25 protein-coding genes are annotated in these 25,528 nt (G+C 73.3%); 8 read left to right on the top strand and 17 right to left on the bottom strand.

Annotated features, from left to right (window positions below):
* Positions 1 to 12: 12 nt before the first annotated feature.
* Positions 13 to 786 carry an IclR family transcriptional regulator gene (locus Msi02_RS00390; RefSeq protein ID WP_079315819.1) on the top strand — a complete coding sequence of 258 codons (774 nt, stop codon included), beginning with the start codon at positions 13 to 15 and terminating at the stop codon, positions 784 to 786.
* Between the two features lie 586 nt (positions 787 to 1,372).
* On the opposite strand, the gene Msi02_RS00385 is transcribed toward Msi02_RS00390, so the two are convergent.
* The 6 genes from Msi02_RS00385 to Msi02_RS00360 all read right to left on the bottom strand — a co-directional run bounded on the left by Msi02_RS00385 (position 1,373) and on the right by Msi02_RS00360 (position 4,837).
* Positions 1,373 to 1,747: a PH domain-containing protein gene (locus Msi02_RS00385; protein ID WP_204046546.1), complete on the bottom strand. Its 375-nt coding sequence runs from the start codon at positions 1,745 to 1,747 to the stop codon at positions 1,373 to 1,375.
* A 158-nt stretch (positions 1,748 to 1,905) separates the two neighbouring features.
* Positions 1,906 to 2,385, bottom strand: a complete 480-nt coding sequence (locus tag Msi02_RS00380) for a cupin domain-containing protein (protein ID WP_079315820.1) — start codon at positions 2,383 to 2,385, stop codon at positions 1,906 to 1,908.
* Between the two features lie 53 nt (positions 2,386 to 2,438).
* Positions 2,439 to 3,014, bottom strand: coding sequence for a hypothetical protein (locus Msi02_RS00375; protein ID WP_204046545.1), 576 nt, complete (start codon positions 3,012 to 3,014; stop codon positions 2,439 to 2,441).
* Positions 3,015 to 3,076: 62 nt separating this feature from the next.
* On the bottom strand, positions 3,077 to 3,985 hold the full coding sequence (locus Msi02_RS00370) for a hypothetical protein (protein ID WP_204046544.1): 909 nt from the start codon (positions 3,983 to 3,985) through the stop codon (positions 3,077 to 3,079).
* 69 nt (positions 3,986 to 4,054) lie between these two features.
* Positions 4,055 to 4,345: a hypothetical protein gene (locus tag Msi02_RS00365; RefSeq protein WP_079315823.1), complete on the bottom strand. Its 291-nt coding sequence runs from the start codon at positions 4,343 to 4,345 to the stop codon at positions 4,055 to 4,057.
* Between the two features lie 39 nt (positions 4,346 to 4,384).
* Entirely contained in the window at positions 4,385 to 4,837 is a 453-nt protein-coding gene (locus Msi02_RS00360; protein ID WP_204046543.1) for a carboxymuconolactone decarboxylase family protein, read from the bottom strand.
* Between the two features lie 115 nt (positions 4,838 to 4,952).
* Here Msi02_RS00360 and Msi02_RS00355 point away from each other — a divergent pair, with 115 nt between their 5' ends.
* Positions 4,953 to 7,796 (top strand): AfsR/SARP family transcriptional regulator, encoded by a 2,844-nt coding sequence (locus Msi02_RS00355; protein ID WP_204046542.1) that lies wholly within the window; start codon positions 4,953 to 4,955, stop codon positions 7,794 to 7,796.
* Between the two features lie 4 nt (positions 7,797 to 7,800).
* Here Msi02_RS00355 and Msi02_RS00350 read toward each other — a convergent pair whose 3' ends face one another.
* Together Msi02_RS00350 and dhaM are read right to left on the bottom strand one after the other, a co-directional pair.
* Positions 7,801 to 8,103: an HPr family phosphocarrier protein gene (locus Msi02_RS00350; RefSeq protein ID WP_204046541.1), complete on the bottom strand. Its 303-nt coding sequence runs from the start codon at positions 8,101 to 8,103 to the stop codon at positions 7,801 to 7,803.
* Positions 8,087 to 8,461, bottom strand: coding sequence for a dihydroxyacetone kinase phosphoryl donor subunit DhaM (gene dhaM, locus Msi02_RS00345; protein WP_204046540.1), 375 nt, complete (start codon positions 8,459 to 8,461; stop codon positions 8,087 to 8,089). The genes Msi02_RS00350 and dhaM overlap by 17 nt, the downstream gene beginning before the upstream one ends.
* A 36-nt stretch (positions 8,462 to 8,497) precedes the next feature.
* Between dhaM and Msi02_RS00340 the strand changes: the two genes are divergently transcribed.
* Positions 8,498 to 9,271, top strand: coding sequence for an IclR family transcriptional regulator (locus Msi02_RS00340; protein WP_239107984.1), 774 nt, complete (start codon positions 8,498 to 8,500; stop codon positions 9,269 to 9,271).
* 118 nt (positions 9,272 to 9,389) lie between these two features.
* Here Msi02_RS00340 and dhaL read toward each other — a convergent pair whose 3' ends face one another.
* The 4 genes from dhaL to Msi02_RS00320 form a co-directional block, all read right to left on the bottom strand.
* Positions 9,390 to 10,016 (bottom strand): dihydroxyacetone kinase subunit DhaL, encoded by a 627-nt coding sequence (gene dhaL / locus Msi02_RS00335; protein ID WP_204046539.1) that lies wholly within the window; start codon positions 10,014 to 10,016, stop codon positions 9,390 to 9,392.
* A 28-nt stretch (positions 10,017 to 10,044) separates the two neighbouring features.
* Positions 10,045 to 11,037, bottom strand: a complete 993-nt coding sequence (gene dhaK, locus Msi02_RS00330) for a dihydroxyacetone kinase subunit DhaK (protein WP_079315828.1) — start codon at positions 11,035 to 11,037, stop codon at positions 10,045 to 10,047.
* Complete coding sequence (locus Msi02_RS00325; RefSeq protein ID WP_204046538.1) at positions 11,034 to 11,804, bottom strand: MIP/aquaporin family protein; 771 nt, start codon at positions 11,802 to 11,804, stop codon at positions 11,034 to 11,036. The genes dhaK and Msi02_RS00325 overlap by 4 nt, the downstream gene beginning before the upstream one ends.
* A 111-nt stretch (positions 11,805 to 11,915) precedes the next feature.
* Positions 11,916 to 13,451 carry a hypothetical protein gene (locus Msi02_RS00320; RefSeq protein ID WP_204046537.1) on the bottom strand — a complete coding sequence of 512 codons (1,536 nt, stop codon included), beginning with the start codon at positions 13,449 to 13,451 and terminating at the stop codon, positions 11,916 to 11,918.
* A gap of 133 nt (positions 13,452 to 13,584) precedes the next feature.
* Between Msi02_RS00320 and Msi02_RS00315 the strand changes: the two genes are divergently transcribed.
* From Msi02_RS00315 to Msi02_RS00300, 4 genes are all read left to right on the top strand, one after another.
* Positions 13,585 to 14,358, top strand: a complete 774-nt coding sequence (locus Msi02_RS00315) for a cyclase family protein (protein ID WP_204046536.1) — start codon at positions 13,585 to 13,587, stop codon at positions 14,356 to 14,358.
* Positions 14,355 to 16,103, top strand: coding sequence for a thiamine pyrophosphate-binding protein (locus Msi02_RS00310; protein ID WP_204046535.1), 1,749 nt, complete (start codon positions 14,355 to 14,357; stop codon positions 16,101 to 16,103). Before Msi02_RS00315 ends, Msi02_RS00310 begins: the two co-directional genes overlap by 4 nt.
* A 74-nt stretch (positions 16,104 to 16,177) precedes the next feature.
* Positions 16,178 to 16,915, top strand: a complete 738-nt coding sequence (locus Msi02_RS00305) for a lysophospholipid acyltransferase family protein (protein WP_204046534.1) — start codon at positions 16,178 to 16,180, stop codon at positions 16,913 to 16,915.
* 119 nt (positions 16,916 to 17,034) lie between these two features.
* Entirely contained in the window at positions 17,035 to 19,902 is a 2,868-nt protein-coding gene (locus tag Msi02_RS00300; protein WP_204046533.1) for an AAA family ATPase, read from the top strand.
* Between the two features lie 61 nt (positions 19,903 to 19,963).
* Here Msi02_RS00300 and Msi02_RS00295 read toward each other — a convergent pair whose 3' ends face one another.
* On the bottom strand, positions 19,964 to 22,192 hold the full coding sequence (locus Msi02_RS00295; RefSeq protein ID WP_204046532.1) for a M4 family metallopeptidase: 2,229 nt from the start codon (positions 22,190 to 22,192) through the stop codon (positions 19,964 to 19,966).
* A gap of 416 nt (positions 22,193 to 22,608) precedes the next feature.
* Here Msi02_RS00295 and Msi02_RS00290 point away from each other — a divergent pair, with 416 nt between their 5' ends.
* Positions 22,609 to 23,034 carry a PPOX class F420-dependent oxidoreductase gene (locus Msi02_RS00290; RefSeq protein WP_079320565.1) on the top strand — a complete coding sequence of 142 codons (426 nt, stop codon included), beginning with the start codon at positions 22,609 to 22,611 and terminating at the stop codon, positions 23,032 to 23,034.
* 107 nt (positions 23,035 to 23,141) lie between these two features.
* Here the strand turns inward: Msi02_RS00290 and Msi02_RS00285 are convergent, their stop codons facing one another.
* From Msi02_RS00285 to Msi02_RS00270, 4 genes are all read right to left on the bottom strand, one after another.
* Positions 23,142 to 23,957, bottom strand: coding sequence for an SDR family NAD(P)-dependent oxidoreductase (locus Msi02_RS00285; RefSeq protein ID WP_204046531.1), 816 nt, complete (start codon positions 23,955 to 23,957; stop codon positions 23,142 to 23,144).
* Positions 23,954 to 24,427, bottom strand: a complete 474-nt coding sequence (locus Msi02_RS00280) for a DUF6789 family protein (RefSeq protein ID WP_204046530.1) — start codon at positions 24,425 to 24,427, stop codon at positions 23,954 to 23,956. Before Msi02_RS00280 ends, Msi02_RS00285 begins: the two co-directional genes overlap by 4 nt.
* A 20-nt stretch (positions 24,428 to 24,447) precedes the next feature.
* On the bottom strand, positions 24,448 to 24,858 hold the full coding sequence (locus Msi02_RS00275; protein ID WP_079320562.1) for a hypothetical protein: 411 nt from the start codon (positions 24,856 to 24,858) through the stop codon (positions 24,448 to 24,450).
* Positions 24,859 to 25,082: 224 nt separating this feature from the next.
* A complete protein-coding gene (locus Msi02_RS00270; protein ID WP_079320561.1) occupies positions 25,083 to 25,499 on the bottom strand; it encodes a CBS domain-containing protein in 417 nt (138 codons plus the stop codon).
* Positions 25,500 to 25,528 lie beyond the last annotated feature (29 nt).

Here is a 25,528-nt window from a genome sequence, read left to right as displayed (position 1 = left end):
AGGGTTTCCCGTATGGCAGCAGAAGGCGGCGTGCAGTCCGTACGCAGGGCGGTCGGCATGCTCGACTGCTTCGGCGGCGGGCACGCCTCGCTCAGCCTGTCCGACCTCTCGCGCAGGATGGGACTGTCCACCTCGACCACGCACCGCCTGGCCAGGACGCTGACCGCCGCGGGCTTCCTGGAGCAGGAGGCGCGCACGGGCCGCTACCGGCTCGGACCGTCGATCACCGAGCTGGGGCAGCTCTCCTTCCACCGGCGCGGCTTGCACCGCATCGCGCCCGAACTGGCCGAGCTGGCCCGGATCACCTCCGCCACCGTGGACCTGGCCGTCCGCAACGACAGGCACGCGGTCATCCTGAGCGGTGGCTCGCTCAACCCCGACAGCGGCATCGGCCTGCGCCGCCCGTTGCACTCCACGGCGTTGGGCAAGGTCCTGCTGGCCTGGGACCCGGAGGGCAGGGCGGACCTGGAGGCGCTCGGCCCCCTGCGGGCGCTGACCGGCCGCACCATCGTGGACCACGGCGAGCTGCGCGCCGAGCTGGACCGCGTGCGCGAGGCCGGGTACGCGCTCAACGACGGGGAGTCGGGCGACGGCATCCGCACGGTCGCCGTGCCGGTGCTCGACCGGCAGGGCCACGTGCGTTACGCGCTGGCCGTGCGCTCCACGCCGCTGGTCATGAGCGACGCGCGGATCGACTGGTTCGTCACGCACGCGCGGGCCTGCGCCCGCGCGCTGGAAGTGCTGCTGATCCCGCCGGGCGAGCGCCGGTCGCGCACCTCCGAGTGAGGCGGTTCACCGCCTCACCCCGAATAAGCCATGCAACGTGCTGAGAGCCGTTTTGCCGTTGGCAGGTGCGGCCGGTGCGAGCATCGCGAGAGGGAGAAGCGATCACCACAGCCGGGGGAGAAATGCTGCGAAAACTGATCCTGATAGCGGTCGTGGCCGTGGCGGCATCACCAGCCGCCATGGCCAAGGCATGGGCGGACGATTCGCCGACGATTCCAGCGGCACGGCCGGCCATCGCCACCCCGGCAGCCGGGCAGGCGCCCGGTGCGTGCGGTCCCGGATCGCCCTGTGCGGCAGTCAACTGTGGTCCGGGCCGCGTCTGCGTGCCCTCGCCCAAGCAGTGCTTCACCACACCGTGCCCCCAGTACGACTGCGTGCCCGCGTCCTCGGTCCCCCGCTCGGATCACCGGCCTCCGTACCCCGGCTCACACCCGGGCCGGTGGTGGCCTCGTGATCCGGAGCAGCGGCCGGCCCATCCGCGCCACCGGCAGACGGCGGACAGCTCGGAGAGCCCGCCTGTCAGCACTCCTGGTGCCCCGGCACGGAGCGTCGGACTGGTTGTCGACTTCCACCTCTGAACCCTCTGCTACAGCACGTAGCCCGCGATCATGTGGCTGAGGCGGATGATGTCCGAGTTGCCCTTGAACTCGAAGCGGACCTTGCCCAGGCCGCTGAACCAGAGTTCCAGTTCGGCGTCGAGGTCGAAGGTCCCGGCGGTCTCGACTGACCATGCCTGCACCTTGCTGTAGGGCAGGGAGGAGAAGTCGCGCTTCTTGCCGGTGAGCCCCTGGACGTTGACCGCGATGATGCGCTTGTCGGTGAAGACGACGAAGTCGCGGACCGTTTTATAGGAGGAGACGATCTGCTCGCCGTGAAGCAGGAGAGGGGCCACGGCCGGGCCGACCTCTTGCGGGTGGCACGGATTCAGCTTGAATAGGGAGTCGTTGTTGAAGTCGATCACTTTTGCGAGGCTACCCGCGGAATGGGCCGGCTTGCCGGTTACGCGCCCTTCAGTGTGACCGGAAAACCGACGCGGGCTGGACGGCTCACGCGGGGCGGCGAGATTCCAGTGTCTGCCAGGCGGTTTCGTCCAGCGCCGACGTCGTGTCCGTGCGGTGCTCAGAGCCAGAAGGTGTCGTGGTGGAGGTAGAACTCCGCCTTTTCCTCTTCACTCATGTCCGCGAGCGTGAGCAGTCCCTCGAAGTAGCCCTCTCGTGGCGCGCCCGGCGCGAAATGCAGCAGCATCGACGCCGGCTCTCCCGATTCGTTGCGGAACGCGTGTACGCCACCCTCGGGGACGTGCACGAAGTCGCCGGGGCTGGTGTCGATCCAGCGCCGTCCGTCGTAGATCCGCACCGTGCCGGAGAGGATGTAGAACGATTCGGAGATCGACCGGTGAAAGTGCGCCGCCGGGCCGCTGGGCTCCGGTCCCATGTCCCAGCGGTAGAGCCCGAACTGTCCATTGGTCGTCGCACCGGTCGCCAGATAGTGCACCGTGGTTCCGCTCGGGTAGTCGAGCTCGGGCGCGGCGTCCGGGCGCCGGTACGACGCCGTCAGCTCGCCCGTGTCACCGTGGTAGGTCGGCGGTGGATACGTCAAGGATCGTCCTCTCCTCGGATTCGAGTCGCTCGCCCGGTCGTGGACCCGGCTGTTCAGTCGTCGTCACTCCGGGTGCGGAGTTCTTCGTACGTCTCCCTGCATCGCTCGGTGTCGCCGGGTGCGCACAGCAGCACGCGCAGATTGAAATCGACAGTACGCCGCCGGCCCGCCGAGATGTAGGTGATGCGTACACCCTCGGCTCCCGCGGAGGCGTCGCCGGTCTTCGCGTACTGCAGGGCGAGCTCGGTGTGGAGAGAGCTCTCCTCGCAGACGGTGGTGACGGCGGGGCTGCGGGCGGGGAAGCCGAGGTCGGTCAGCGGCTTCTCGGCGTTGCCGAGCATGGGACCCGTATGCGGCCGGGACGAGAACGCCTGTAACACGATGTCGTTGTACGGCCTGATCAGCTCGATCCCGGTGATGGTGGCAGAGCCGGGCCGGTCCAGGCACATGTCCCACCCGCCCAGGGAGTACGGCCGGTGGGCGACCGTGTCGTGCAGCGTCACTTCCGCGTCGGGCCCGTCCGTGCCGGAGCCCCCGTTGACGACCAGGCGTGGATCGAAGGCCCCGCAGCCGGAGGCCAGGGCGGTGACCACGACCATCGGCAGGATCAGGCGGGTGAGGGCACGCATGACGGGACTCGATACCCCCGGGCTCCGGCGGTACGCCCGCCGAACGGTGTGTGGGGGGACGGTCATGGAGCGGGAGCCACGCGGGACGACCACACGCGGGCTTCCTGTTCCGGCAGCACGCGGTCGAGAGTGATCGACGGCCGCATCATCGGATAGGTGCGGCCGATGTTCCACGTACGCCGGAACGACGGACTGTCGAGGACCACCACACGCTGCCCGTCGAGAAGCGGGATGTCGGCGGGGCACCCGGCGGTGCGGATCGACTCGCCCGTCCCGTCGCGCAGGTCGAACCGCGCCACGATCGGCCCGGCCTCGGGCTCGAGAGGCCCGTCCGTGGCCGCCTCGACCCAGGAGGGGTGGGGGATGGTCAGCGGCACGTGCCCGTTCAGGACGTGCGCCAGCAGCGTGGAGAGCTGGAAGTTGTCCCCGATCCCGCCGATCGTCATCGCGTACGCCCGCCCGGTCGGCCGGTGCAGGACGATCAGCGGTTCGTCGTCGAGCACGGCGAGGAGCCTCGGCAGGCACCACAGGTCGGGGCGGTCGTCCTCCGTGGCGGCGACCGCCGCGGCGAGTCGCGGGCGCCGGGAGAGATCCGCGCGGATGGCCGCAGACCGCTGGAGCACGGTGGTCGCGGCCGCGCTCCAGTCCTCGGCGATCGACCAGCCCACGACCAGGTCGAGGGCGCGAGCGAAAGGCAGGCGGCGGCCGAGCCCGAGCCGTCCGGGCAGGCCGAAGGGGCCGGAGAGCACGCGCGCCGCGCCGAGGACCACCTGGTCCTCCGGACCGGGTTCCGGGAGGCGCCGGTCGGTGACCGCGCGCCAGGCCCGCGGGAACTCGGCGGAGCGCTCCAGCGCGTCGCACAGTCCCTCGACCACGGGGTCGATCAGCGGGGCGGGATCGGCTCCGTTCTCGACCATCGCGCCGCCCATCACGGCCAGCCGCGCGCCGAGCCCGGGAGGCCTGGGTTTCATCCTGGAGCCGTGCCCGCCGCCTCCTCCACGCGGCCGCCCCGGCCGTGGGCCGGGGCGATCGAAGGGGGGTCAGCGCTCGTCGACGACCCGGCCGTTCAGGGCGGTGGCGTCCTTGGTCAGGGACATGGTCAGCGGCGCCTCCGGGAAGGTGGGCAGGGCGGCGAGGGCGGCGCCCAGCTGCTCGCCGGACTCCCAGTGCCAGGTGTCGGTGTAGGTGCCGTCCTCGAGCTGGATCAGCACGGTGCGGGTGAGGCCGGGATGCCCCTCCCTGATGGTCGCGATCAGCGAGCTCCGGCGGGCCAGGAACTCCTCCAGGTCGGTCTCGGCGACGGAGTAGCGGTGCGAGCGGACAGCGGTCATGTCGGTGTCTCCTTCTGTACGTGAGAGTCGGGGAGGGGCTTACCAGCTGCCGGCGATCTGCCGGACCGGGGCGTTCAGGCGGTTGAAGAGGTTGGTGACGGCGGTCATCAGCAGGATCGAGGCCAGCTGCTTCTCGTCGAAGTGGTCGGCGGCGTTGTCCCAGACCTCGTCGGAGACGGCGTCGGCGCGGTCGGCCAGCCGGGTCGAGGCCTCCGCCAGCTCCAGCGCGGCCCGCTCGGCGTCGGTGTAGTACGGAGCCTCGCGCCAGGCGCTGACCAGGCCGATGCGCTCGTCGCTCTCGCCGAGCTTGCGCAGGCTCTTCAGGCCGCTGTCGACGCAGGGGCTGCAGCCGTTGATCTGGCTGACCCGCAGGTGGACCAGCTCCAGGAGCTCCGGGGGAAGCCCCTGCGACTGAGCGGCCTTCATCAGCTCCATGATCGGCTTCATCGCGGCGGGGATGATCGCGGCGGGGTTCTTCATCCGGGCTTCCATCGTGGTGCCTCCGTATCGGTTCTGTCGGATCCGTCTCGGTTCGTGTGAGATCAGAGTGGCCGCCCGGATTGATACATTCGCTATGCGCGCACGATGCGAGGGTGATGGGGGGACGATGCTGCGCTTCACCCTTCTCGGCCCCGTCCAGATGGTCGTCGACGGCGCGCCTCTGACGGGCATCGCCCCACGTCACCGGGCTGTCCTGGCCTACCTCCTGCTCAACGCCGGCCGGGTGATCGGCATCGAGCGGCTGATCGACGCGATGTGGGGTTACGACCGGCCCGACACCGCCCGGTCGCAGATCCACGCCTCGATCACCGCGATCCGCAAGGTGCTGCGCGGCGCGGGAGCCGTACGGCTCCTGGAGACGCGCGCCGGCGGCTACGTCGCGCAGCCGGAGCCCGGACAGGTCGACGCGCACGAGTTCACCGAGCTGGTGGCCGCAGGCGAGCTGCGCAGGGCCCTGGACCTGTGGAGCGGCGAGGCGCTGGAGGACGTGCACGCGCATTACGTCACCGGCGTGCGGGAGCTCTGGAACGACCGGCGGCTGTCGGCGTACGAGCGCCTGGTGGAGGGCGAGCTCGCCGCCGGGCGGCACGCCGACCTGCTCGACGAGCTCGCCGCACAGGTGGCCGCCGGCCCGCTGCGCGAGAAGCTCAACGGCCATCTCGTCCTGGCCCTGCACCGGGCGGGACGGCAGCCCGACGCCCTGGCCGCCGCGCGCGCCTACCGTACGGCTCTCGCGGACGAGCAGGGCCTCGACCCCGGACACGCCTTCACCGAACTGGAGCGGGCGGTCCTGGCGGACGATCCGGCCCTGCGCCTGGCCGCCCCGGCGCCGGTGGTGCCGGCCCCGCCGGCCCGCTCCACCTTCCTGCCCTACGACATCCCCGATTTCTCCGGACGGGCCGCCGAACTGGAGCGGCTCGCGGACGAGCGCAACCACGCGCCCGGCGGGCCGGAGGTCCTCACGATCGACGGCATGGCCGGGATCGGCAAGACCGCTCTCGCCGTGCACGTGGCCCACCGGCTGGCCGATCGCTATCCGGACGGCCGGCTCTTCATCGACCTGCAGGCCCACACCGCGGGCCGGGAGCCGGTCGACGCCGCCGCGGCGCTGGAGACCCTCCTCCGCCAGCTCGGGGTGCCCGCCGGCCGCATCCCGGTCACCCCGGCCGAGCGGAGCGCGCTCTGGCGCGCCGAGCTGGCCGGTCGCCGCGTGCTCGCCGTACTGGACAACGCCCTCGACGCCGAGCACGTGCGCCCTCTGCTGCCGGGGCGCTCCGACACCCTCGTCCTGGTCACCAGCAGGCGGCGGCTCGTCGACCTGGACGGAGCCAGGGCGCTGTCGGTCGGCGTGCTGGGCGAGGCGGAGGCGGCCGAGCTGTTCGAGCGGATCGTGGGCGAACGCGCTCACCGGGAGCCGGACGCCGTACGCGAGGTGCTGCGGCTGTGCGGGCACCTCCCGCTCGCCATCCGGATCTCCGCCGCCCGCCTCCAGCACCGTCCGCGCTGGACCGTGTCCTACCTGGCCGACCGGCTGCGGGACCATCGCCGGCTCCTGGACGGGGTGTCGGCGGCCTTCGCCCTCTCCTACGAGCAACTCCACGAGGACGAGCAGCGCATGTTCCGCCTGCTCGGGCTGGTGCCCGGGCGCGACATCGACGCATGCGGAGCCGCCGCGCTGGCCGGGATCTCGGAGGACGAGGCCGAGGAGCTGCTCGAAGGCCTCCTCGACGCCCACATGCTCCTGCAGCTCGAACCGGGCCGCTACACCTTCCACGACCTGCTCCGCGAGCACGCCCGCTCGCTGGCCGAGGACGACGGCGCCGTCATGCGGCTGCTCACCTACTACCTGCACCGCTCCCGCGCGGCGATGGACCGGCTCTTCCCGTACACGGTCGGCCAGCGGGAGGGCATCCCCCAGCCGTCCGCCCCGATCGCGCCCGTCCGCGACGCCGCGGAGGCGGTCACCTGGCTCGACGCCGAGCGCTCCAACATCATCGCGACCGCCGTCCACGGGCCCGAGATCTGCCTGGGGATGCTCGCCCTGGCGATGCGCCCCTACCTCGACCGGCACGCGCACCACGACGACGCGCTCACGCTGCACGCCCTGGCCCTGCGGCGCAGCCGTACGCTCGGCGACCGCGAGGTCCAGGCGCGCGCGCTCACCGACCTGGCGCGGGTCTACTGGCGGCTCGGCGAGTACGAGCGGGCGGAGGAGCACGCTCACCAGGCCCTCGACCACTGGGCCCTCGACCACTGGGCCCTCGACGCGTGCGAGGAGGCCGGCGAACGGGCCCGGGCGCTGCTCACCCTGGGGAACGTGGCCCTGCGCCGCGGCCGGGACGCCCAGGCGGAGCAGTACCTCAAGCAGGCGCTCGACCTCACCCGGATCGGGGCCGACACCTGGGGCGAGGCCAACGTGCTCGGCATCCTCGCCCTCCTCCTCGACCGGGCCGGCCGTCCCGAGGAGGCCCGGCGCCACCTCGACCTGGCGCTGGCGCTCCACCGCAAGGTGGGCGACCCGGCCGGAGAGGCGGTGATCCTCGACCACCTCGGCGTCGTCCTCCGGCGCCAGGGCGAGCTCGCCCAGGCGCGCGCCCGCCACGAGCAGGCCGCGGCCGTCTACCGCGCGCTCGGCAACACCGCCGACGAGGCGGCCGCGCTCAACGGGCTGGCCGAGGCGGCGGACGACCCGGCTCGGGCGGTCGAGGAGCACACGGCAGCGCTCGCGCTCGCCGACCTGACGCGCAACCGGCCGGAGCAGGCGCGCGCCCACGACGGGCTGGCGCGCGCCCACCTCGCGCTCGGGAACGCCGAGCAGGCGGGTGAGCACGGGTGGCTGGCTCTCGGCCTCTACGGGGAGCTCGGCGTTCCGGAGGCCGAGAAGGTCCGCGACCTCCTGGAGGGCGCCGGAGCGTCCGCCGCGCCGCCGGCGGGCGCGGCGCGGCGGTAGTCCGTCAGCCGCCGAGCACCGCGCAGAGAGCGGTCAGCGCCTCGGCGGCGTCGTCACCGGTGGCGCGCAGGGTCACGGCCTGCCCGCTCATGGCGCCCAGGCCCATCAGCGACAGCACGCTGCGCACGTCGACCGAGCGGGAGCCGTACGAGAGGGTGACGGCCGAGGTGAAGGCGGCCGCGGTCTGGGCGAGCGCGCCGGCGGGGCGGGCGTGCAGGTCCTCGGTCAGGACGATCGTGCGCTCGTCGGCGCCGGCCTCGTCGGCCGCGGGTTCGGGGCTCGCCGTGGGGTCAGAGCTTACGGACATGCCACGCCTCCTCGGCCGCCGCCAGCACACCGTCGAGCGAGGCTCCGCCGCCCGCCGCGACGACCGCGGAGATGGCGCCCTCCACGAACGGCACGTCGGCGATCACGACGGCACCCGGGGTCTGCAGCAGCCTGGCGGTGAGCACCGAGCTGCCGAGGTCGGGGATCAGCACGACGCCGTCCCCCCGGTCCACCTCCTCGATGGCGGCGGTCACCCGGTCGGGGCTGGTGCCGAGGCCGCCGTCCTCGGTGCCTCCCGCCGCCGCCAGCGGTACCTGCGCGCCGCCGATCTGCCTGGCCAGAGCGGCCACCTCCGCGGCCAGGCCGCTGCTGTGTGAAATGAGTACGATGCCAACCATTCGTTATTCCTGAAGATCGTTCGGCATAATCGAAAAGTGATCCAGTCGGTGGAGCGCGCCGCGCTCATCCTGAAGGTCCTCGGGTCAGGCACCCCCCGGCTCGGGGTCACCGAGATCGCCGAGCGGGTCGGCCTCGCCAAGCCGACCGTGCACGGGCTGCTGCGTACGCTCGCCGCGTGCGAGCTGGTCGTGCAGGACCCCGACACCGGCAAGTACGCGCTCGGGCCCGCCGTGCTGCAACTCGGCAACGCCTATCTGGAGGGTTCGGAACTGCGGGCCAGGAGCCTGCTGTGGGCCGACTCCCTGGCCCAGCGCGTCAACGAGGCCGTCTGGGTCGGCACGCTGTCGGGGAGCCGGGTGATCGTGCTGCACCACGTGTTCCGGCCCGACGACGTCGTGCAGATCCTGGAGGTCGGTGCGGCGATCCCGTGGCACGCCTGCGCGCTCGGCCACGCCATCGCCGCCCACGACCCGCGCGGGGAGGAACTGCTGTCGGACGACCTCGCGCCGCTGACCGGGCTCACCAGGACCGGCCGCGACGACCTGGAGCGGGCGCTCGCGGAGGTGCGCCGCCGGGGGTACGCGGTCGAGGACCAGGAGGCGGCGCTGGGGGACGCGGGCGTCGCCGCGCCCGTCTTCTCCCGGGACGGCTCGGTGGCCGGCGCGGTCGCCGTGGTCGGGCCGGTCGAGCGGGTGCTGGATCCGGCGCGGCGGGAGGAGATCGCGCTGGCCGTGCGCGAGACCGCGCGGGCGGTCTCGCGCGACCTCGGCGCGCCCCGCTCCGCCGTGCCCGGAGGCCCGGCCGCCTGACCGGTCCCACCTCGGTGTGGCCCGGCCGTGCGGCGCTCCGCCGTGCCCGGGGGCTCGGCCGCCTGAGCGGTCCCGGCTCCTCACGGCCCGGCCGCGGCTCACGGTCATCGGTTCACGGTCATCGGGAGGCGGCGGCCTTCAGCGCGCCGAACAGCAGAGCCGTCGAGGCGGCCCCGGGATCCTCGTGCCCGACGCTGCGCGGCCCGAGGTAGCTGGCCCGCCCCTTGCGCGCCTGCAACGGGACCGTCGCCCTGGCGCCCTGCTCGGCCGCGGCGGCCGCCGCCTCCAGGGCCTCCTCCGGCTTCAGCCCGTCCTGTACGGCCTGGGCCAGCGCCTTCGCGGCCGGGGCGAGAGCGTCGACCATCGTCTTGTCCCCCTCCGCCGCCGCGCCGAGGCGCTGGACGCCGGACAGGGCCGCGTTCAGGCCCGTGCTCAGCTCGGCCGGCGAGATCTCGGCGGCCTCGCCGAACGCCTTGCCCATCTCCCGGAAGGCGGTGCCGTACAGGGGGCCGGAGGCGCCGCCGACCTTGCGGATGAGGGTGGAGCCGACGAGGACGAGGAGCGCGCCCGGGGTCTGCGGGGACGCGCCGGCGAGCGCTTCCTGCGCGGCGGTGAAGCCGCGGTCGAGATTGGCGCCGTGGTCGGCGTCGCCGATCGCGGCGTCCAGTTGGGTGAGGTGGTCGCGCTGCGCCCGCACGGCGGCGGCGATCTCCTCGATCCAGGCGGCGAAGAACTGGGTGTTCACGAGGGGACTCCAGAGGTTCGGATGGCGGTCAGCGGCCCCAGCGCAGCGCCGGTGTCTCCACCGGCGCGTCCCAGAGCCGGGTGAGCTCGCCGGTCAGCGAGCACGTCGTCACCGAGAAGCCTTGCATGTCGAGGCTGGTCACGTAGTTGCCGACCAGGCTGCGCACGGCCGTCGCGCCCTTGTCCCGCAGGTACGCCTCCACCTCGGCGAAGACGATGTACAGCTCGATGAGCGGCGTCCCGCCCATGCCGTTGACCATGACGAGCGTCTCGCCGGACAGCGGCAGGTCGGCGTCGATCGCGTCCATGGCGACTCGGACGATCTCGCGGGCCTCGCGCAGCGGCGCCCGGGTCCTGCCGGGCTCGCCGTGGATGCCGATGCCGAGCTCGATCTCCGTATCGCTCAGCTCGAAGGTGGGCTTGCCCGCGGCAGGGACCGTGCAGGGCGTGAGCGCCACCCCGAACGAGCGGCTGCGCTCGTTGACCTCCCGGGCGACCCGCGCGACCTCGGCCAGGGGCGCGCCGGTCTCGGCCAGCGCGCCGGCGATCTTCTCGACGAACAGCGTGGCGCCGGTGCCCCGGCGGCCCGCCGTGAAGAGGGAGTCCTGCACCGCCACGTCGTCGTTGACGAGCACGGTCGCCACCTCGACGCCCTCGTCGCCGCTGAGCTCGGCGGCCATCTCGAAGTTCAGCACGTCGCCCGTGTAGTTCTTCACGATGTGCAGCACGCCCGCGCCGCCGTCCACGCCCTTGGTCGCCTCGATGAGCTGGTCGGGGACGGGGGAGGTGAACACCTCGCCGGGACAGGCCGCGTCGAGCATGCCGTGGCCGACGAACCCGCCGTGCAGCGGTTCGTGACCCGAGCCGCCGCCGGAGACCAGGCCGACCTTGCCCGGCCGGGGGGCGTCGGCGCGGAAGACGACCTTGTTCTCGATGTCGACGCGGAGCGAGGGGTGCGCCGCGGCGATGCCGCGCAGCGCGTCGGTGACGACGGAATCGACACTGTTGATGAGCTTCTTCATGACGGGGTCCCTACTGCCGTGGTCGTGCTCTCCAGCTTCGTCCTTCCTCGCGAGGCCGCAAGCGCCGTGTAGGCGAGTGCCCCGATCAGCCCGCCCGCGAACTCCCCGACGAAGTAGGCCGGCAGCTGGTCCCAGCTCACCGCGCCGCCCCAGGCCGCGTCCACGAGGAACGGGCCGGCGTAGCGGGCCGGGTTGATCGCGGCCCCGGTCACCGGGCCAACGATGACGATGATCGCGAAGACGATCGAGCCGATCGCCATCGGCGCCCATCCGGGGGTCGCCCGCCGGTCGAGCACTCCGAAGACGACGAAGACCAGGATGAACGTGCCGATCGCCTCGATCAGCGTGCCGCGGGCGAAGCCGACCTCGGGGGCGTACGCGGTCACGCCGCCTCCGGCGGCCCTGGCGGCGTCCGCGCCGAGCGTCGCGAAGATCCCGAGCGCGCCGGCGAGGGCCCCGGCGACCTGCGCCGCGACGTAACCCGGCACCTCGCGCCAGGGGAAGCGCCCGGTCGCGGCGAGGGCGACCGTGACCGCCGGGTTGATGTGGGCGCCGGAGATGTGCCCGACGGCGTACACCGTGCCCACGATGACCAGCATGAACGCGAAGCTGATCATGCCGAGCTCGGCCATGGAGAAGGGGGCGTGGGAGCCGGCGGCGATGACGCCGGTGGCCGCGGCGGAGCCGGCGCCGACGTACACGAGGAAGGCGGTGCCGAGTAGTTCCGACAGGAGCTTCTGGAACGTGGAGGGGGGTGAGTCGTTCATGGGACCGTCCAGAGTGTGAACGTCGTTCGATAATGTCGAACGCGGTTTCATAGAAGTTAAATCTGGAGGCCATCCACGTCAAGGGCCGGCGTGGTGCAGGGCCGTGAAGGCTCAGCGGGTGAGGGAGCGCAGCGCCCGCGCGACCCGGCGGTAGCCGCCTCGGGCCCGGATCGCGAGATGCGCGCCGAGGGCGACGGCCGGACAGCACAGCACGACCGCCAGCAGCACGGCGGTGCCGTAGTCGTCGGGCCGCCCGGCGCTCCAGCCCCGGAACGGCAGGTAGATCGCGGCGAAGGTCAGCGGCGCCGCGACGATCGAGCTCAGTCCCCGCATACGGGAGTACGCGGCGATGGCGGCCAGTGCGACGCACCCGCCCACCACGAGGAGCGCGCCCAGGACCGTGAACGGCAGCCCGTAGATGCCCGGCGGGCCCTTCACCGCCATGTAGAGGCCCACCCAGGTGAGGAACCCGGCGGCCGAGAAGCCGAGCGGCGACCTCCGCAAGCACCCGGCGAACGCCAGCGCGGCCAGCAGCACGGTCAGCGCGGTGAGGTAGGCCGTCCCCGTCTCCGCCTCGATGCGCTCGCCCGCGTTGACGACAGGTGCGGCCGACTGCTCGGACAGGTCGTCGTATCCCCGGAAGCCGAGCCGGTGCCATCGTCCGGTGACGTCGCGCAGCGCCACGCCGTCGCGGCCGTTCGCCACGGCAACGAGGTGTCCCCGGGGCGTCGGCAGGACCGCCACGGCCGTGGACTCCGCGGTGTCGGAGCGGAGAGGACTGCTCTCGTATCGGCTCCGGTACAGGTAGTGCTGCCGGCCCGGTGAGACCTCCCAGGCCGTCGCCCAGGTGCGTCCTCCGTCGTCGGACTGCTCGACCTTGAGCAGAGGCGGGGCCACTCGGTAACAGCGCCTCGGCTCGCCGGGGACACAGGCTGTCTTCCGCGACGATCTTTCGGACGGCGGGCTGGTCCAGCGATGCCACGACCGGCCCTGGTCGCTCGTGGCAAGCCCGTCCAGGCCGTAGCCGAGATACACGACGATCACGGCATCGTGCGCCTCCACGTGCACGGCGGACGGAAAGGCCGGAGCCGCGGCGGTTGCGGTGACCGCGATAACCGCCGCGGGCAGGGCGACCAGCAGCCGGGCGCGGCGTGCGGAACGGCCGGGGCGGGAGGATGGCCGTACGGCGTGCCGTCGGACGATCCAGGCGAGGCCGAGGGCGGGAAGGGCGAGCAGGTCGGCCGGGTCCGCGACGACGCCGGCGGAGGAGCTGAACAGCGCCCAGGCGTCGGCGGCCACGCGCGCTCCGATCGGCGTGGTCTTCACGAGGGCGAAGACCACGCCGGTCAGCGCGATCGCCGTCAGGGCGGCCCGCCTGTCCGCCTCCCCGTGCTCCACTGCGGCGCTCCCCGAGGCGCCGCCCGGAGCGCGAGCGACGGTGCGCCGTACGGCGAGGGTCGCGGCGAACGCCAGCAGCGGCGGGGCGACCAACATGCCCGCGACGTCGCTCAGCTTGCCGGTGACCACGCCCGGCCACAGCCGCTTGAGCAGGTGGTCGTTGACGAGGAGCACGGCGATCGCGGCGAGTGTCGCCGGATGGCCGAGCCACGCCGCGGCGGTTCCAGTGCCCCGAGAGCTCACCGCCACCTCGTCTCCTCCGTCCGGCGTAGCCTACGTGGTTTGGACGATCTATACGCCGGGCCTATATGGAGACGGCATATGGCGTTCCGGGGGGAGGGTGTAGGAGTATCGCAGGGGCCTGAATCATGGGGAGGCGTTGATGTCGGTGTTGCGGGATTTGGTGGACGGCATCCGGAGCGGGGGGATCGAGGTGCTCGACCTCACCGCGCCGCTGAGCGACAAGACACCGATCCTGTTGCTGCCCGAGCCGTTCGGGCAGACGGTGCCGTTCTCGATGCAGGAGATCAGCCGGTACGACGACCGCGGCCCGGCCTGGTACTGGAACAACTTCACCACCGGCGAGCACACCGGCACGCACTTCGACGCGCCCGTCCACTGGGTCACCGGCCGCGACGGCGAGGACGTCGCGCAGGTGGCCCCCGTCAAGCTGATCGCACCCGCCGTGGTGCTCGACTTCAGCGCGCAGTCGGCCGCCGACCCCGACTTCCTGCTGGAGGTCGACCACGTCAAGGCGTGGGAGGCCGAGCACGGGCCGCTGCCCGACGGCGGCTGGTTGCTGTACCGCACCGGCTGGGACGTGCGCGCCCACGACCAGGCGGAGTTCCTCAACGCCGACGAGACGGGGCCGCACACGCCGGGCATGTCGTTCGACTGCGCCCGTTACCTCGCCGAGGAGACGCCGATCACGGGCATCGGGGTGGAGACCGTCGGCACCGACGCCGGCGCGGCCCACTCCTTCGACCCCGCCTTCCCGTGCCACTCCTTCCTGCTCGGCGCGGGCAAGTACGGCCTGACCCAGTTGCGCAACCTCGACCGGCTGCCGCCGACCGGCGCGGTGGTGGTCGCCGGCCCGCTGCCCATCGTCGGCGGCTCGGGCAGCCCGGTCCGCGTGCTCGCGCTGGTGGAGCGGTGAACGTCGCGGAGGCCGTCGGCGCGGCCCTCGCCGCCCTCGGCGTACGGGCGGCCTTCGGCGTCGTCGGCAGCGGCAACTTCCACGTCACCAACGCCCTCGTCGAACACGGCGTGCGGTACGTCGCGGCGCGGCACGAGGGCGGGGCCGCCACGATGGCCGACGCCTACGCCAGGATGAGCGGCACGGTCGCCGTGCTCACCGTCCACCAGGGGCCCGGCCTGACCAACGCGCTGACCGGCGTCACCGAGGCGGCCAAGAGCCGCACCCCGCTGCTGGTGCTCGCGCCGGAGGTGACCTCGCCCACCTCCAACTTCCGCATCGACCAGACCGCGCTCGCCGAGGCCGTGGGCGCGCACTGCGCCAGGGTCGGCTCGGCCGCCACGGTCGTGGACGACACCGTGATGGCCTTCCTCGCCGCCCTGCTCGGGCGCCGGACGGTGGTGCTCAACCTGCCCCTGGACGTGCAGGCCGAGACGCTGCCCGACGAGGCCGCCGAGGCCGTACGCGAACTGCTGGCCGGCCGGGGCGGCGCACACCGCGACGTGGCGAGCCGCGTGCCGGCGGCGTGGGGGCTGACGTTCCCCATCGAGTCCGGGGACGACGAGGAGCCGGAGGGGTTCGCGGCGGAGCCGTCCGACGAGCTGACGCGGTTCGCGCGGATGCTGGCGGAGGCGGAGCGGCCGGTCTTCGTGGCCGGACGGGGAGCCCGCGGCGCGCGGCGGGAACTGGAGGCGCTCGGCGAGCGGGTGGGGGCGCTGTTCGCCACCTCGGCGGTCGCCAAGGGCCACTTCCACGGCAGTCCGTGGGACCTCGACGTGAGCGGCGGTTTCGCCACCCCGCTCGCGGCCGAGCTGATCCGCGGCGCCGACCTCGTCGTCGGCTGGGGCTGCTCGTTCACCATGTGGACCACCCGGCACGGCGCCCTGATCGGGCCGGAGGCCAGGGTCGTCCAGGTGGACCTCGACCCCGACGCGCTCGGCGTGCACCGCGAGATCGACCTCGGCGTCGTCGGCGACGTACGCGAGACCGCGCGGGCGGTCGCCGCCCTGCTCGGCGAACCCGCGGCGCAGGGCGAGACGGGGACGCGCGGCTACCGCGCTCCGGAGGTCGCCGAGCGCATCGCCCGCGAGGGGCGCTGGCGCGACGTGCCGTACGAGGACCTGAGCGCCGGAGGACGCATCGACCCCCGCACGCTGACCATCGGGCTCGACGACCTGCTCCCGCAGGAGCGGCTGGTGGCCGTCGACTCGGGGAACTTCATGGGATATCCGTCGATGTTCCTCACGGTCCCGGACGGCGGCGCGTTCTGCTTCACCCAGGCCTACCAGTCGATCGGGCTCGGCCTGGCCACCGCGATCGGCGCGGCCGTCGCACGGCCCGACCGGCTCGCGGTCGCCGCCCTCGGCGACGGCGGGGCCCTGATGGGCGTCGCCGAACTGGAGACGGTCGTACGGCTCGGCCTGCCGATGGTGGTCGTGGTCTACGACGACGACGGATACGGCGCGGAGGTCCACCACTTCGGCCCGCACGGCTTCCCGCTCGGCACGGTCACCTTCCCGCCCGCCGACATCGCGCGGATCGCCCGGGGCTTCGGCTTCGAGGCGGTGACCGTACGGCGGGAGGAGGACCTGTCGGGGGTCGCCGAGTGGCTGAAGGGGCCGCGCGACAAACCCCTGCTCGTCCACGCGAAGGTCACCGCCGACCGCCCGTCGTGGTGGCTGGAGGAGGCATTCCGCGGCCATTGACCCGGTGTGCGCGTGCGGAGAAGAGGACCTTCGGCCCGATAAAAGTTACGGATGAGTAGGTTACGGTTTCAGGCATGGCTGAGATCGTGTACCCACCGGTCCTGCGGACCGCGCTGACCGCCTTCAAACTGCTCGACCTGAGGTTCCGCATGGAGGGCACCGAGCGGATACCCCGCAGCGGCGGCGCGGTCCTGGTGAGCAACCACGTCAGCTATCTCGACTTCATCTTCGCCGGCTTCGCCGCCTATCCCGCCGGGCGGCTGGTCCGGTTCATGGCGAAGAAGGAGGTCTTCGACCACCCCGTGTCGGGCCCGCTGATGCGCGGCATGCACCACATCCCGGTGGACCGGTCGGCCGGGGCGGGAGCCTACGACGCCGCCGTACGGGCCCTCAAGGACGGCGAGATCATCGGCAACTTCGCCGAGGCGACGATCAGCAGGTCGTTCACGGTCAAGGAGATCAAGAGCGGCCCGATCCGGATGGCGGCCGAGGCCGGGGTGCCCGTGATCCCGCTCGCCCTGTGGGGCGGTCAGCGGCTGTGGACCAAGGGCCGGCCCCGCAGACTGCTGCAGCGGCATGTCCCGATCACGATCCTGGTCGGCGAGCCGATGCGGCCCGGTCCGGACGACGACATCGCCGCGCTCACCGGCGACCTGCGGCGGCGGATGACCGACCTGCTCGACGAGGCCCAGCGGACCTACCCCGACCAGCGGCGGGGCGTGTGGTGGCAGCCCGCCCACCTCGGCGGCACCGCGCCCACCCCGGAGGAGGCCGCCGCGCTCGACGCCGCCGCCCGGCCACGCCGCGAGTAGGGCCGCACACGTCTGTCCGGTTCCGCAACACGGCCGTTACGCCGAAGGGTTGACCGGCGGTCAAGGGACGGGGATAACTGAGCCCGGGGGGACCCGCAACCCGTACCTTGGAGCCGTGGATGAGCATCGTGCCCCCGCCCCCGCTGGTCGGACGCGCCACTGAGCTGCGGACTCTCATCGACGCGGTGACCCGCCCGCCGGCGGTCGTGCTGGTGGAGGGCGAGGCGGGCATCGGCAAGACACGGCTCGTCCGCGCCGCGCTCGACCGCCTGCCGACCGGCGACCGCGCCGTGCTCCTCGGCTACTGCCACCAGATCCGCGAACCCTTCCCGTACGGGCCGGTCTTCGAGGCGCTGCGGGACATCAGGGGACGGCTCCCGGCGGCGCACCGGCTCAACCCGGTCACCGGCGCGCTCCGCGGCCACCTGCCCGAACTGGCCGGGGCGCTGCCGCCGTCGCCGCAGCCCCTGGACGACCCGCGGGCCGAGCGCCACCGGGTGTTCCGCGCGATACGCGCCCTGCTGGCGGCCGTCGGACCGGCCGTGCTCGTCGTCGAGGACCTGCACTGGGCCGACGACGGCACGCTCGACCTGCTGCGCTTCCTGGCCGGGCAGCCGCCGCAGGGGCTCGCGGTGGTCGCCACGTGCCGCCGGGACGGCGTCGCCGGTCCGCCGCTCGGCCGGGCCTACCGGCACCAGCCGGACACGGCCAGCGTGGTCGTACGGCTGGCGCCGCTGGACGCGTCCGGCGTGGCCAGCCTGGCCGGCGCGCTGCTGGAGCGCTCCGACCTGTCTCCCGGGTTCGTCACACGGCTGCACGAGCGCACGGCGGGCATCCCGTTCGTGGTGGAGGAGCTGGTCCGATCCCTGCCCGCCTCGCCGCCCGGCGCGGACGACCCGGACGCGCTCGACCGTGCCGTCGACCGTGCCGGCGTCCCGCTGTTGCTGCGCGAGGCGATGGCCGAGCGGATGTCCTGTCTGTCCCCGGCGGCGGCGAGAGCGGTCCGGGCGGCGGCCGTGCTGCGGCTCCCCGCGGCGGAGCAACTGATCACCGCGGTCGGCGGCGACACCGCTTCCGGGCCGGGCGCCCTTGCGCCTGGCTCCGCCGGCCTGGCTGAGGCGCTGCGCGCCGGGGTCCTGCACGAGCACCCCGGCGGCCGGTACGGCTTCCGCCACGCGCTGGCGCAGCAGGCCGTCTACGACGCGATTCCGGGCCCCGAACGCCGGTCGGCGCACGTCCGGGCGATGGCCGCGCTGGCCGCGACGGACGCGCCGCCGCTGGTGCAGCTCGCCTTCCACGCCCGGCAGGCCGGGGACACCGACGCCTGGGTGCGCCACGGGACCGCCGCCGCCCAGCAGGCCGCCGCGCTGGGGGACACCGCCCTGGCCGTCGAGGTGGTCGAGGGCATGCTCGACGACCCCGACCTGCCGGTGCGGGACCGGGGCCCGCTGGTGCTGATGCTCAGCCGCTTCGCGGCGACGGGCCTGTCGCACCAGCGGGTGGTGCGGCTGCTGCGCCAGGTGCTGCGGGGCGACTTCCTGTCCAGGGACGTGCGCGGCGAGGTGCGGCTCAACCTCGGCGTCGTCCTGTCCAACCAGGCGGGCGACGCCGCCGCGGGGCGGCCGGAGATCATGGCCGCCCTCGCCGAGCTGGACGACCGGCCGACGCTCGCCGCGCGCGGCTGGGCCAGCATGGCGATGCCCGAATGGGGCGCCGAGTCGCTGGCGGAGCACGCGGAGTGGATGGCCCGCGCCGAGGCGCTCGTGGCCACCGCCGACAACCCGGAGCTGTCGGCCGCGGTGCTGGCCAACCGGGCCTCCTTCGAGATGACGACCGGCTCTCCCGGCGCGTTCGACGTCGCCACCCGGCTTCCGGTCGACGACCCGCGCACGGGGGTCCGGCGGGAGGTCGCCCGGGCGTACTGCAACCTCCACGACTCGGCGACCACCGTGGGGCTCTACGCGGCGGCCGAGCGGTTCGCCCGGGAAGGACGGCGGCTCGCCCTGGAGACCGGCGCGCAGTATCCCGCCTTCCTCCTCGACGCCTCCGCGATCCGCAGGGAGTGGCTCACCGGGCGGTGGGAAGGGCTGCGCGACCGCGCGGCGTCCCTGGGGGAGTCGGCCACGGAGACACCGCTGATCGCGGTGGACCTGTGGCTGGTGCTCGGGCTGCTCGCCCTTGCGACGGGCGAATGGGAGGAGGCGGTCAGGCAGTTCCACCGCGCCGGGCTGGACGCGCCGGAGGCCCGCAATGTCCCGGTCGTGACGGCCGCCGCCGGGGGGCTCGTCGACCTGCACCTCGCCCGGGGAGCGATGGACGAGGCCGTCGCGGAGGCCGGGCGGGCGGTCGCCCTGCTGCGCCGCAAGGGCGTGTGGGTGTGGGGCGCGAGCCTCGTCCCGTCGGCCGTCGCCGCGTTCGCCAGGGCAGGGCGCATGGAGACGGCGGCGGAGCTGGTGGACGAGTACGCCGCCGGGATCGCGGGCCGGGTGGCGCCCGCCGCGCACGCCGCGCTCGACGCCGCCCGCGGCGCGCTCGCCGCCGCAGGACCGCGGCACGCCGACGCCGCCGCCCTCTTCGCCCGGGCCCGGGAGGCGTACGCCGCCCTGCCCCAGCCCTACGCGGCGGCGCGGGCGGCCGAGGGCGAGGCGCGGGCCCGGCTCGCGCTCGGGGACGGCGCCGCCGCGGCGGGCTTCCGGGAGGCCGCGGAGTCGTACGGCCGGCTCGGCGCCACCCACGACGCCGCCCGGTGCAGGCGGGTGCTGCGCGACATCGGCGTGGACGTCCCGCTCCCGCGCGGCGGGCGGCGGGCCGCCGGCGCGCTGTCGCAGCGGGAGCGGGAGGTGGCCCGGCTCGTCGCGCTCGGCCGGACCAACCGCGAGATCGCCGATGTGCTCTTCCTGTCCACGCGCACGGTCGAGACCCACGTGGCCACCGTGCTGCGCAAGCTCGGCGTACGGTCGCGGACCCAGATCGCGCCGCCCGCCTGACCGGCCCCGTACGCGGAAACCCCCGGGACCGGTGCGGTCCCGGGGGCTGCGCCGCCGTCGCTCAGACCGTGATGCTCCACGAGTCGAGGTAGCCGGTGTCGTAGGTGTACTGGTCGCGGACCTCGAGGGTCCAGGTGCCCGCCGCCGTCTGCGTGACCGGGACGGAGTAGGTCCGGGTGCCGAACGACGTGCAGCTCAGGCCGCCGCTGGACTTGACCGTGTACCAGGTGCCGTTCGGGCCCTGGAGCCTGATCCGCAGGTCCTCGGCGCAGGTGTGCGAGATCGTGATGCTGAGCTTGACCGGGGAGACCGCGGTGCCCGTGGCGGTCGAGGTGATCGGGCTGGTGATCGTGGTCAGGTCGTTGATCGTGTAGTCGGTGCCGTTGGTGAACGTGCGCCCGCCGGAGGTGCCCGACACCGTCAGCGTGTACGACGCGGTGTGGGTGCCGGACGAGCCGCTGCCGGTGACGGTGACCGTGTACGTCCCCGACGGCGTCGACGCGCTGGTGGCGATCGTCAGCGTGGCGGAGCCGCCCGAGGTCACCGACGACGGGCTGAAGCTCGCGGTGGCCCCGGAGGGAAGCCCGGAGGCGCTGAGCGTGACCGTCTGCGCGCTACCCGAGCTGGTCGACGTCGCGACCGTGGAGGTGGCCGACTGGCCCGGCGTCACCGTGCCCGCCGTGGGGCTGAGCGACAGCGAGAAGTCGTTGCCCGAGGAGGAGCAGCTCGCCTCGCCCGACTGCGCCGGCACTCCGGCCGCGCTCCACGCCGCCTTGGTGGCCGCGCACTCGGGGCTGCTCGCGCCGTACAGTTCCACCGCCGCCGCCAGCGACGCGGTCCTGACGTTGACGTACTTCCAGGTCGAGGTCTTGCGCTGCAGCGCGCCCATGTAGATCTTGCCGGCCTTCTGGATGCCGATGCCGGTGACGGAGGAGGGGCCGCCCGAGCAGATCGGGCTGCTCGGCTTGCCGCCGCCCGGCGACGAGCCCTCGGCGAGCAGGTAGAACCAGTGGTTCAGTGGGCCGGCCGCGGAGTGGACCTCGGTGCTCGGGATCGAGGAGGAGTAGCAGTTGGGGTCGCCGGCGAGGGACGGGTTGTACATGTAGCGGATCGGCCCGTCGCCGACGAGGTCGACCTCCTCGCCCACCTGGTAGTCCGGCGGGTCGTTCGGGTTGTTGGCGTACGCCTCGGTGAGCGCGCCGAAGATGTCGCCGGTGCCCTCGTTGATGCCGCCGTTCTCGTTGCCGGAGCCGGCGGCGCCGGGGGTCGTCTGGAAGATGGCGTGACCGAACTCGTGCGCCACGACGTCGATCGGCGTGGCCTGACGGGCGTTGTCCTGAGAGTGGCCGAAGTTGGTGTAGCTGCCGTTCCAGTACGCGTTGACGTCGGCCAGGCCCACGCGGGCGGGGAAGCCGCCGCCGCTGCCGTTGATGCCGTTGCGGCCGAGCCAGTCGCGCAGCATGTCCCACTCGCGCTGCACGCCGTAGAGCGCGTCGACGCAGGCGGTCTCCAGATTGGTCCCGCTGCCGTTGCCCCAGGAGTCGTCGGTGCCGGTGTAGGCCGAGCCGTTCTGCCCGCCGCACTTGATGCCGCTGCGGGTGGAGTCGGTCATCGAGTACGAGGTGCCGGAGCCGCTCGTGTTGATGGTGACGGTGCCGTAGTAGTAGCCGTTTCCGGTGCCCGCCTTCACCTGGTCGTAGGAGTCGGCGATCTCACCCGTGGTCGCGTCGACGAACACGTGCCGGATGCTCGGCTTGCCGTCGGCGATTCCGGAGACGACGGCCTCCCACGCGAGGCGCGGCTTGTGACCCCAGGCCAGGACCACCAGGCGCGGGGCCGCGGTGTCGTCGACCCGGGACAGCACGGTCTTCGCCGTGGCGGTGGCGGTCTCGGCGCCGACCGTGGGCGAGGTCGGCACGCCCAGGGGGAGGGCGCCGGACGCCGCCTCGGTGTCGCGTACGCGCCCGCCTGCGTCGGTGACCACGACCGCGTCGCCGCCCACGATGGGCAGGCCCTTGTACGACCGCTCGTAGGTGACGTAGTACATGCCGCCGCCCGGCGTGACGGCGGTGCGCCGGTAGGTCTCGTTGGGGGACACGCGCAGGTCGTCCAGGCCGCTCGCGACGGCCTGGTCGGCGGCGGCCGCGGCCCGCTGCGCGGGGTCGTCGGCGAGGGACCTGACCGCGCTCTCGCTGCCGGGCGGGGGCTTGGCGGCAGCGGCGGTGGCGGGCGCCACCACGCCGGTCACGGCCAGTGCGGCGGCCGCCGCGAGCAGTGCTGTGCGCCTCATGGGCGTCTTCCTTTCTCTGCCTCCCACGTGACGTCCGCCTTGTGGGCGGGCGCCGGCGGTCGCGCCGCCGAGACGAGCCCGGACGGCGGACACTGTGGGATTTGGGGGGTGATGAGAGAAATGGACGGTGCGTTCCGCTGTGGCGGGCACGAGCGGACGCGTCTCTCCCATGGCGGGAGACGGCTGGGAGAAAAGAGGGGGAGTGCTACGTCACGAGGCTCCTCGTCTTCGCCGACCCGGCCGGGGAAACCGGCCCGTGCGCGACGTTAGAACCATGCTCCGGACACGAACATCCGTAGCGATATCCGTACATCTACGGAAAAGCGACGGCCTTGGTGCGTAGAGCGTAAGAAAAGGGCCGTCACGTGGGGGAGGGCAGGCGAGGCGAACAGGCGAGGGGCGCTAGCTTCGAGGCCATGGAAAGGATGACCGAGGCCGAGTGGCGGGACTTCGCGATGAGCGGCACCAAGACCGGCAAACTCGCCATAACCAGGGCGGACGGGCGGCCGCACGTGACGCCGATCTGGTTCGCCCTCGACGGGGACGACGTGGTGTTCACCACCCACGAGAGCGGGGTGAAGGCCAAGGCGCTGCGCCGCGATCCCCGGGCGACCCTGTGCGTCGACGACCAGGCCCCGCCGTACTCGTACGTGATGATCGAGGGTGAGGCGACGCTGTCGGCCGACCTCGACGAGGTCCGGCACTGGGCGACCGTGCTCGGCGGCCGCTACATGGGGGAGGACCGGGCCGAGGCGTACGGCGCGCGCAACGGCGTCCCCGGCGAGTTCCTCGTCCGGCTGCGCGTCGGCAAGGTCGTCGCCTTCAGGGACGTCGCCTCCTGAGCAGCCCGCCGGCCGGTGTCACCGCCTGGTCGCCGTGCGCGGTGGGCACTGTGCGCGGTGGGCACGGTGCGCGGCGGGGCGCCCCCCCGCCGCGCACCCTGTTGCGCCTACTCGTCCTTCCCGGACGTGCCGCCCTTGCCGGGTTCGGCCATGCGGCGGTGCACGGCGGCCTTGGCCGTGTCCGGCGCGACCCGGCCCGCCACGTCCTGGAGCTTGTTCATGAAGGACCCGGCGACGACCTTGTCGTCGCCCTTCATCAGCGCGTCGAAGCCCTGCCGGGCGACCTCGGCCGGGTCGTCCTTCTTGCCGGCGCCCACCCGCGTGTCCTCCATGCCGGCCCGCTCGAAGAACTCGGTGTCCGTCGGGCCGGGCAGGAGCGAGGTGACGGTGACCCCGGAGTCCTTCAGCTCGCCCCGCAGGGCCTCGGCGAACGAGTGGAGGAACGCCTTGCTCGCGGCGTACACGGCCTCGAACGGCCCGGGCGTGAGCGCGGCGACCGACGACGTGAACAGGATCTTCCCCTTGCCGCGGGTGGTCATGGCGGCGACGGCGCGCTTGGCCAGGTGCACGGCGGAGGTGACGTTCAGCTCGATGAGCTTCAGCTCGGCCTCCAGCGAGGTCTCACGGGCGAAGGCGCCGCCCACCCCGACGCCCGCGTTGATCGCCACGGCGTCGAGGGGCCGCCCGGCCGCGACGGTCGCGGTCCACAGCCGCTCGACCTCGTCGTACCGGGTGAGGTCGGCGCGCACCGGCATGACCTGCCCGCCGTACTCCTTCAGCGACTCGGCGGCGGTGTCGAGTTCCGCGTCCTCCGCCGTGACCACCACGTCGAAGCCGTGCTGGGCGAACTGCCGGGCGAGCTCGTAGCCGATGCCGCTGGAGGCGCCGGTCACGAGGGCCAGCGGCCGTTCCGTCGTCGTCATCTGTCCTCCTTCTCGTCGTGTCGTCCGTCCGTCCCGCGCATGGCGCGGATCGCGAGCGCCAGCGTGGCGCCGTACGCCACGTGTGCCGCGGCCATGACGACCGGGCGGCCGCGCACGGGGTCGCGCGAGGCGGGCGGCAGGATGTTCAGTGCGGGCACCCAGCCCTGGTAGGCGCCGAGCCAGATCAGCAGGGCGTAGCCCACCCCGAGGGGAACGCCGGCCCCGCGCCCGCGGGTGAGCAGGGCGAACGCCGCGCCGCAGGTGGCGCCGAATCCCAGGTGCGCGGCGGCGCCGAGGACGTTCTCCCCGGGCTTGGGCCGATGCCGGTGGCCCGGCAGGGCCGCCCTCACGATGTGCTTGGGCGGCTGGCCCGGCATCAGGCCGGTCTTCTGCCCGGCGAGCATCACCGCGCTCATCGTGAGGGTGGACAGCGCTCCGGCGGCCGCGCCGCGTACGAGTTGGCGGATCAAGGATCTCCTCCAGGAGGCTTCTACAGGCGCCGGGAGAGCTTCTCGGCGAGTCCCGCGGGATCGGCGACCGTCACGGTCAGGCCGGGGTGGCGCAGCAGCCCGAAAGGCTCGCCGCCCCTGATCGGCTCGTGGAACCGCACGCACAGCCCCTTGCGGGCGTTGGTGGCGAACGTGAGGCCGCGGTCGGCGAGCGAGACGTGGACCCCGATCGCCCGGAACGGGGAGTAGGGGCCGGTCGTCTCGACGCCGGAGACGTTGGCCAGCGGGGTCTCGGTCACCCAGGGCCCGAAGCGGACTCGCAGCGTGCCGGGGCCGACCAGGACCCCGGCGGTGTCCGGGCGGATGCCCAGGACGGACAGCAGGGGGGCGAATCGGGGGTCGAAGTCGAACGCGAAGCGTTCCGGTTTGCCCGCGGTGGTGTCGTCGGTCATCGCTACCCCTCCCGGCACCTCGGTCGTCGATGGGTCTGGCCGGTGGGGCCCGTCTGCGTGGGCCCCGGTCGCCGCGGCTCCGGCTCTGGCGACGTCCCGCCGGGACAGAGCGCGCAAGTGCCGCCATACCCCATTGGTCGGGATGAAACAGGGCGTTACGCGAAGCCCCGGCCGTGGGAGGGCCGGGGCTCAGGCGGCCGCCTGCCGTACGGGGCGGACGGACGTCAGTCCGTGCTGATGGCGTCCACCAGGTCGCCCACCGGACGGTCGGGCAGGGCGCGGGCCACGTCGGCCAGCGCGACGATGCCCACCAGCTTGTGGCCGTCGATGACGGGCAGGCGGCGGACCTTGTGCGTGGCCATCGTGCTCAGGATCTCGGCCGCGTCGTCGTCGGCGCCGATCGTGACGGCCTCGCCCTGGGCGAGCTCACCGGCCTGGCACGACTTGGGGTCCTTGCCCTGGGCCAGCACCTTCACGACGATGTCGCGGTCGGTCAGCACGCCCTTGAGCCGGTCGTCGGTGCCGCAGATCGGCAGCGAGCCCACGCCGAGGCGCGCCATCTTCTGCGCGGCGTCGAGGACGGTCTCGTCCGCGTTCACGCACTCGGCCCGGGGGGTCATGATCTCGCGAGCGGTCGTCATGCCTTCTCCCTTCTTTCGTGTTCCGTACG

The sequence above is a fragment of the Microbispora siamensis genome (assembly GCF_016863095.1).
Lineage (GTDB): Bacteria > Actinomycetota > Actinomycetes > Streptosporangiales > Streptosporangiaceae > Microbispora > Microbispora siamensis.
The sequence above is the reverse complement of the archived record's forward strand: the minus strand, read 5'-3'. Positions and strand labels throughout refer to the sequence as shown.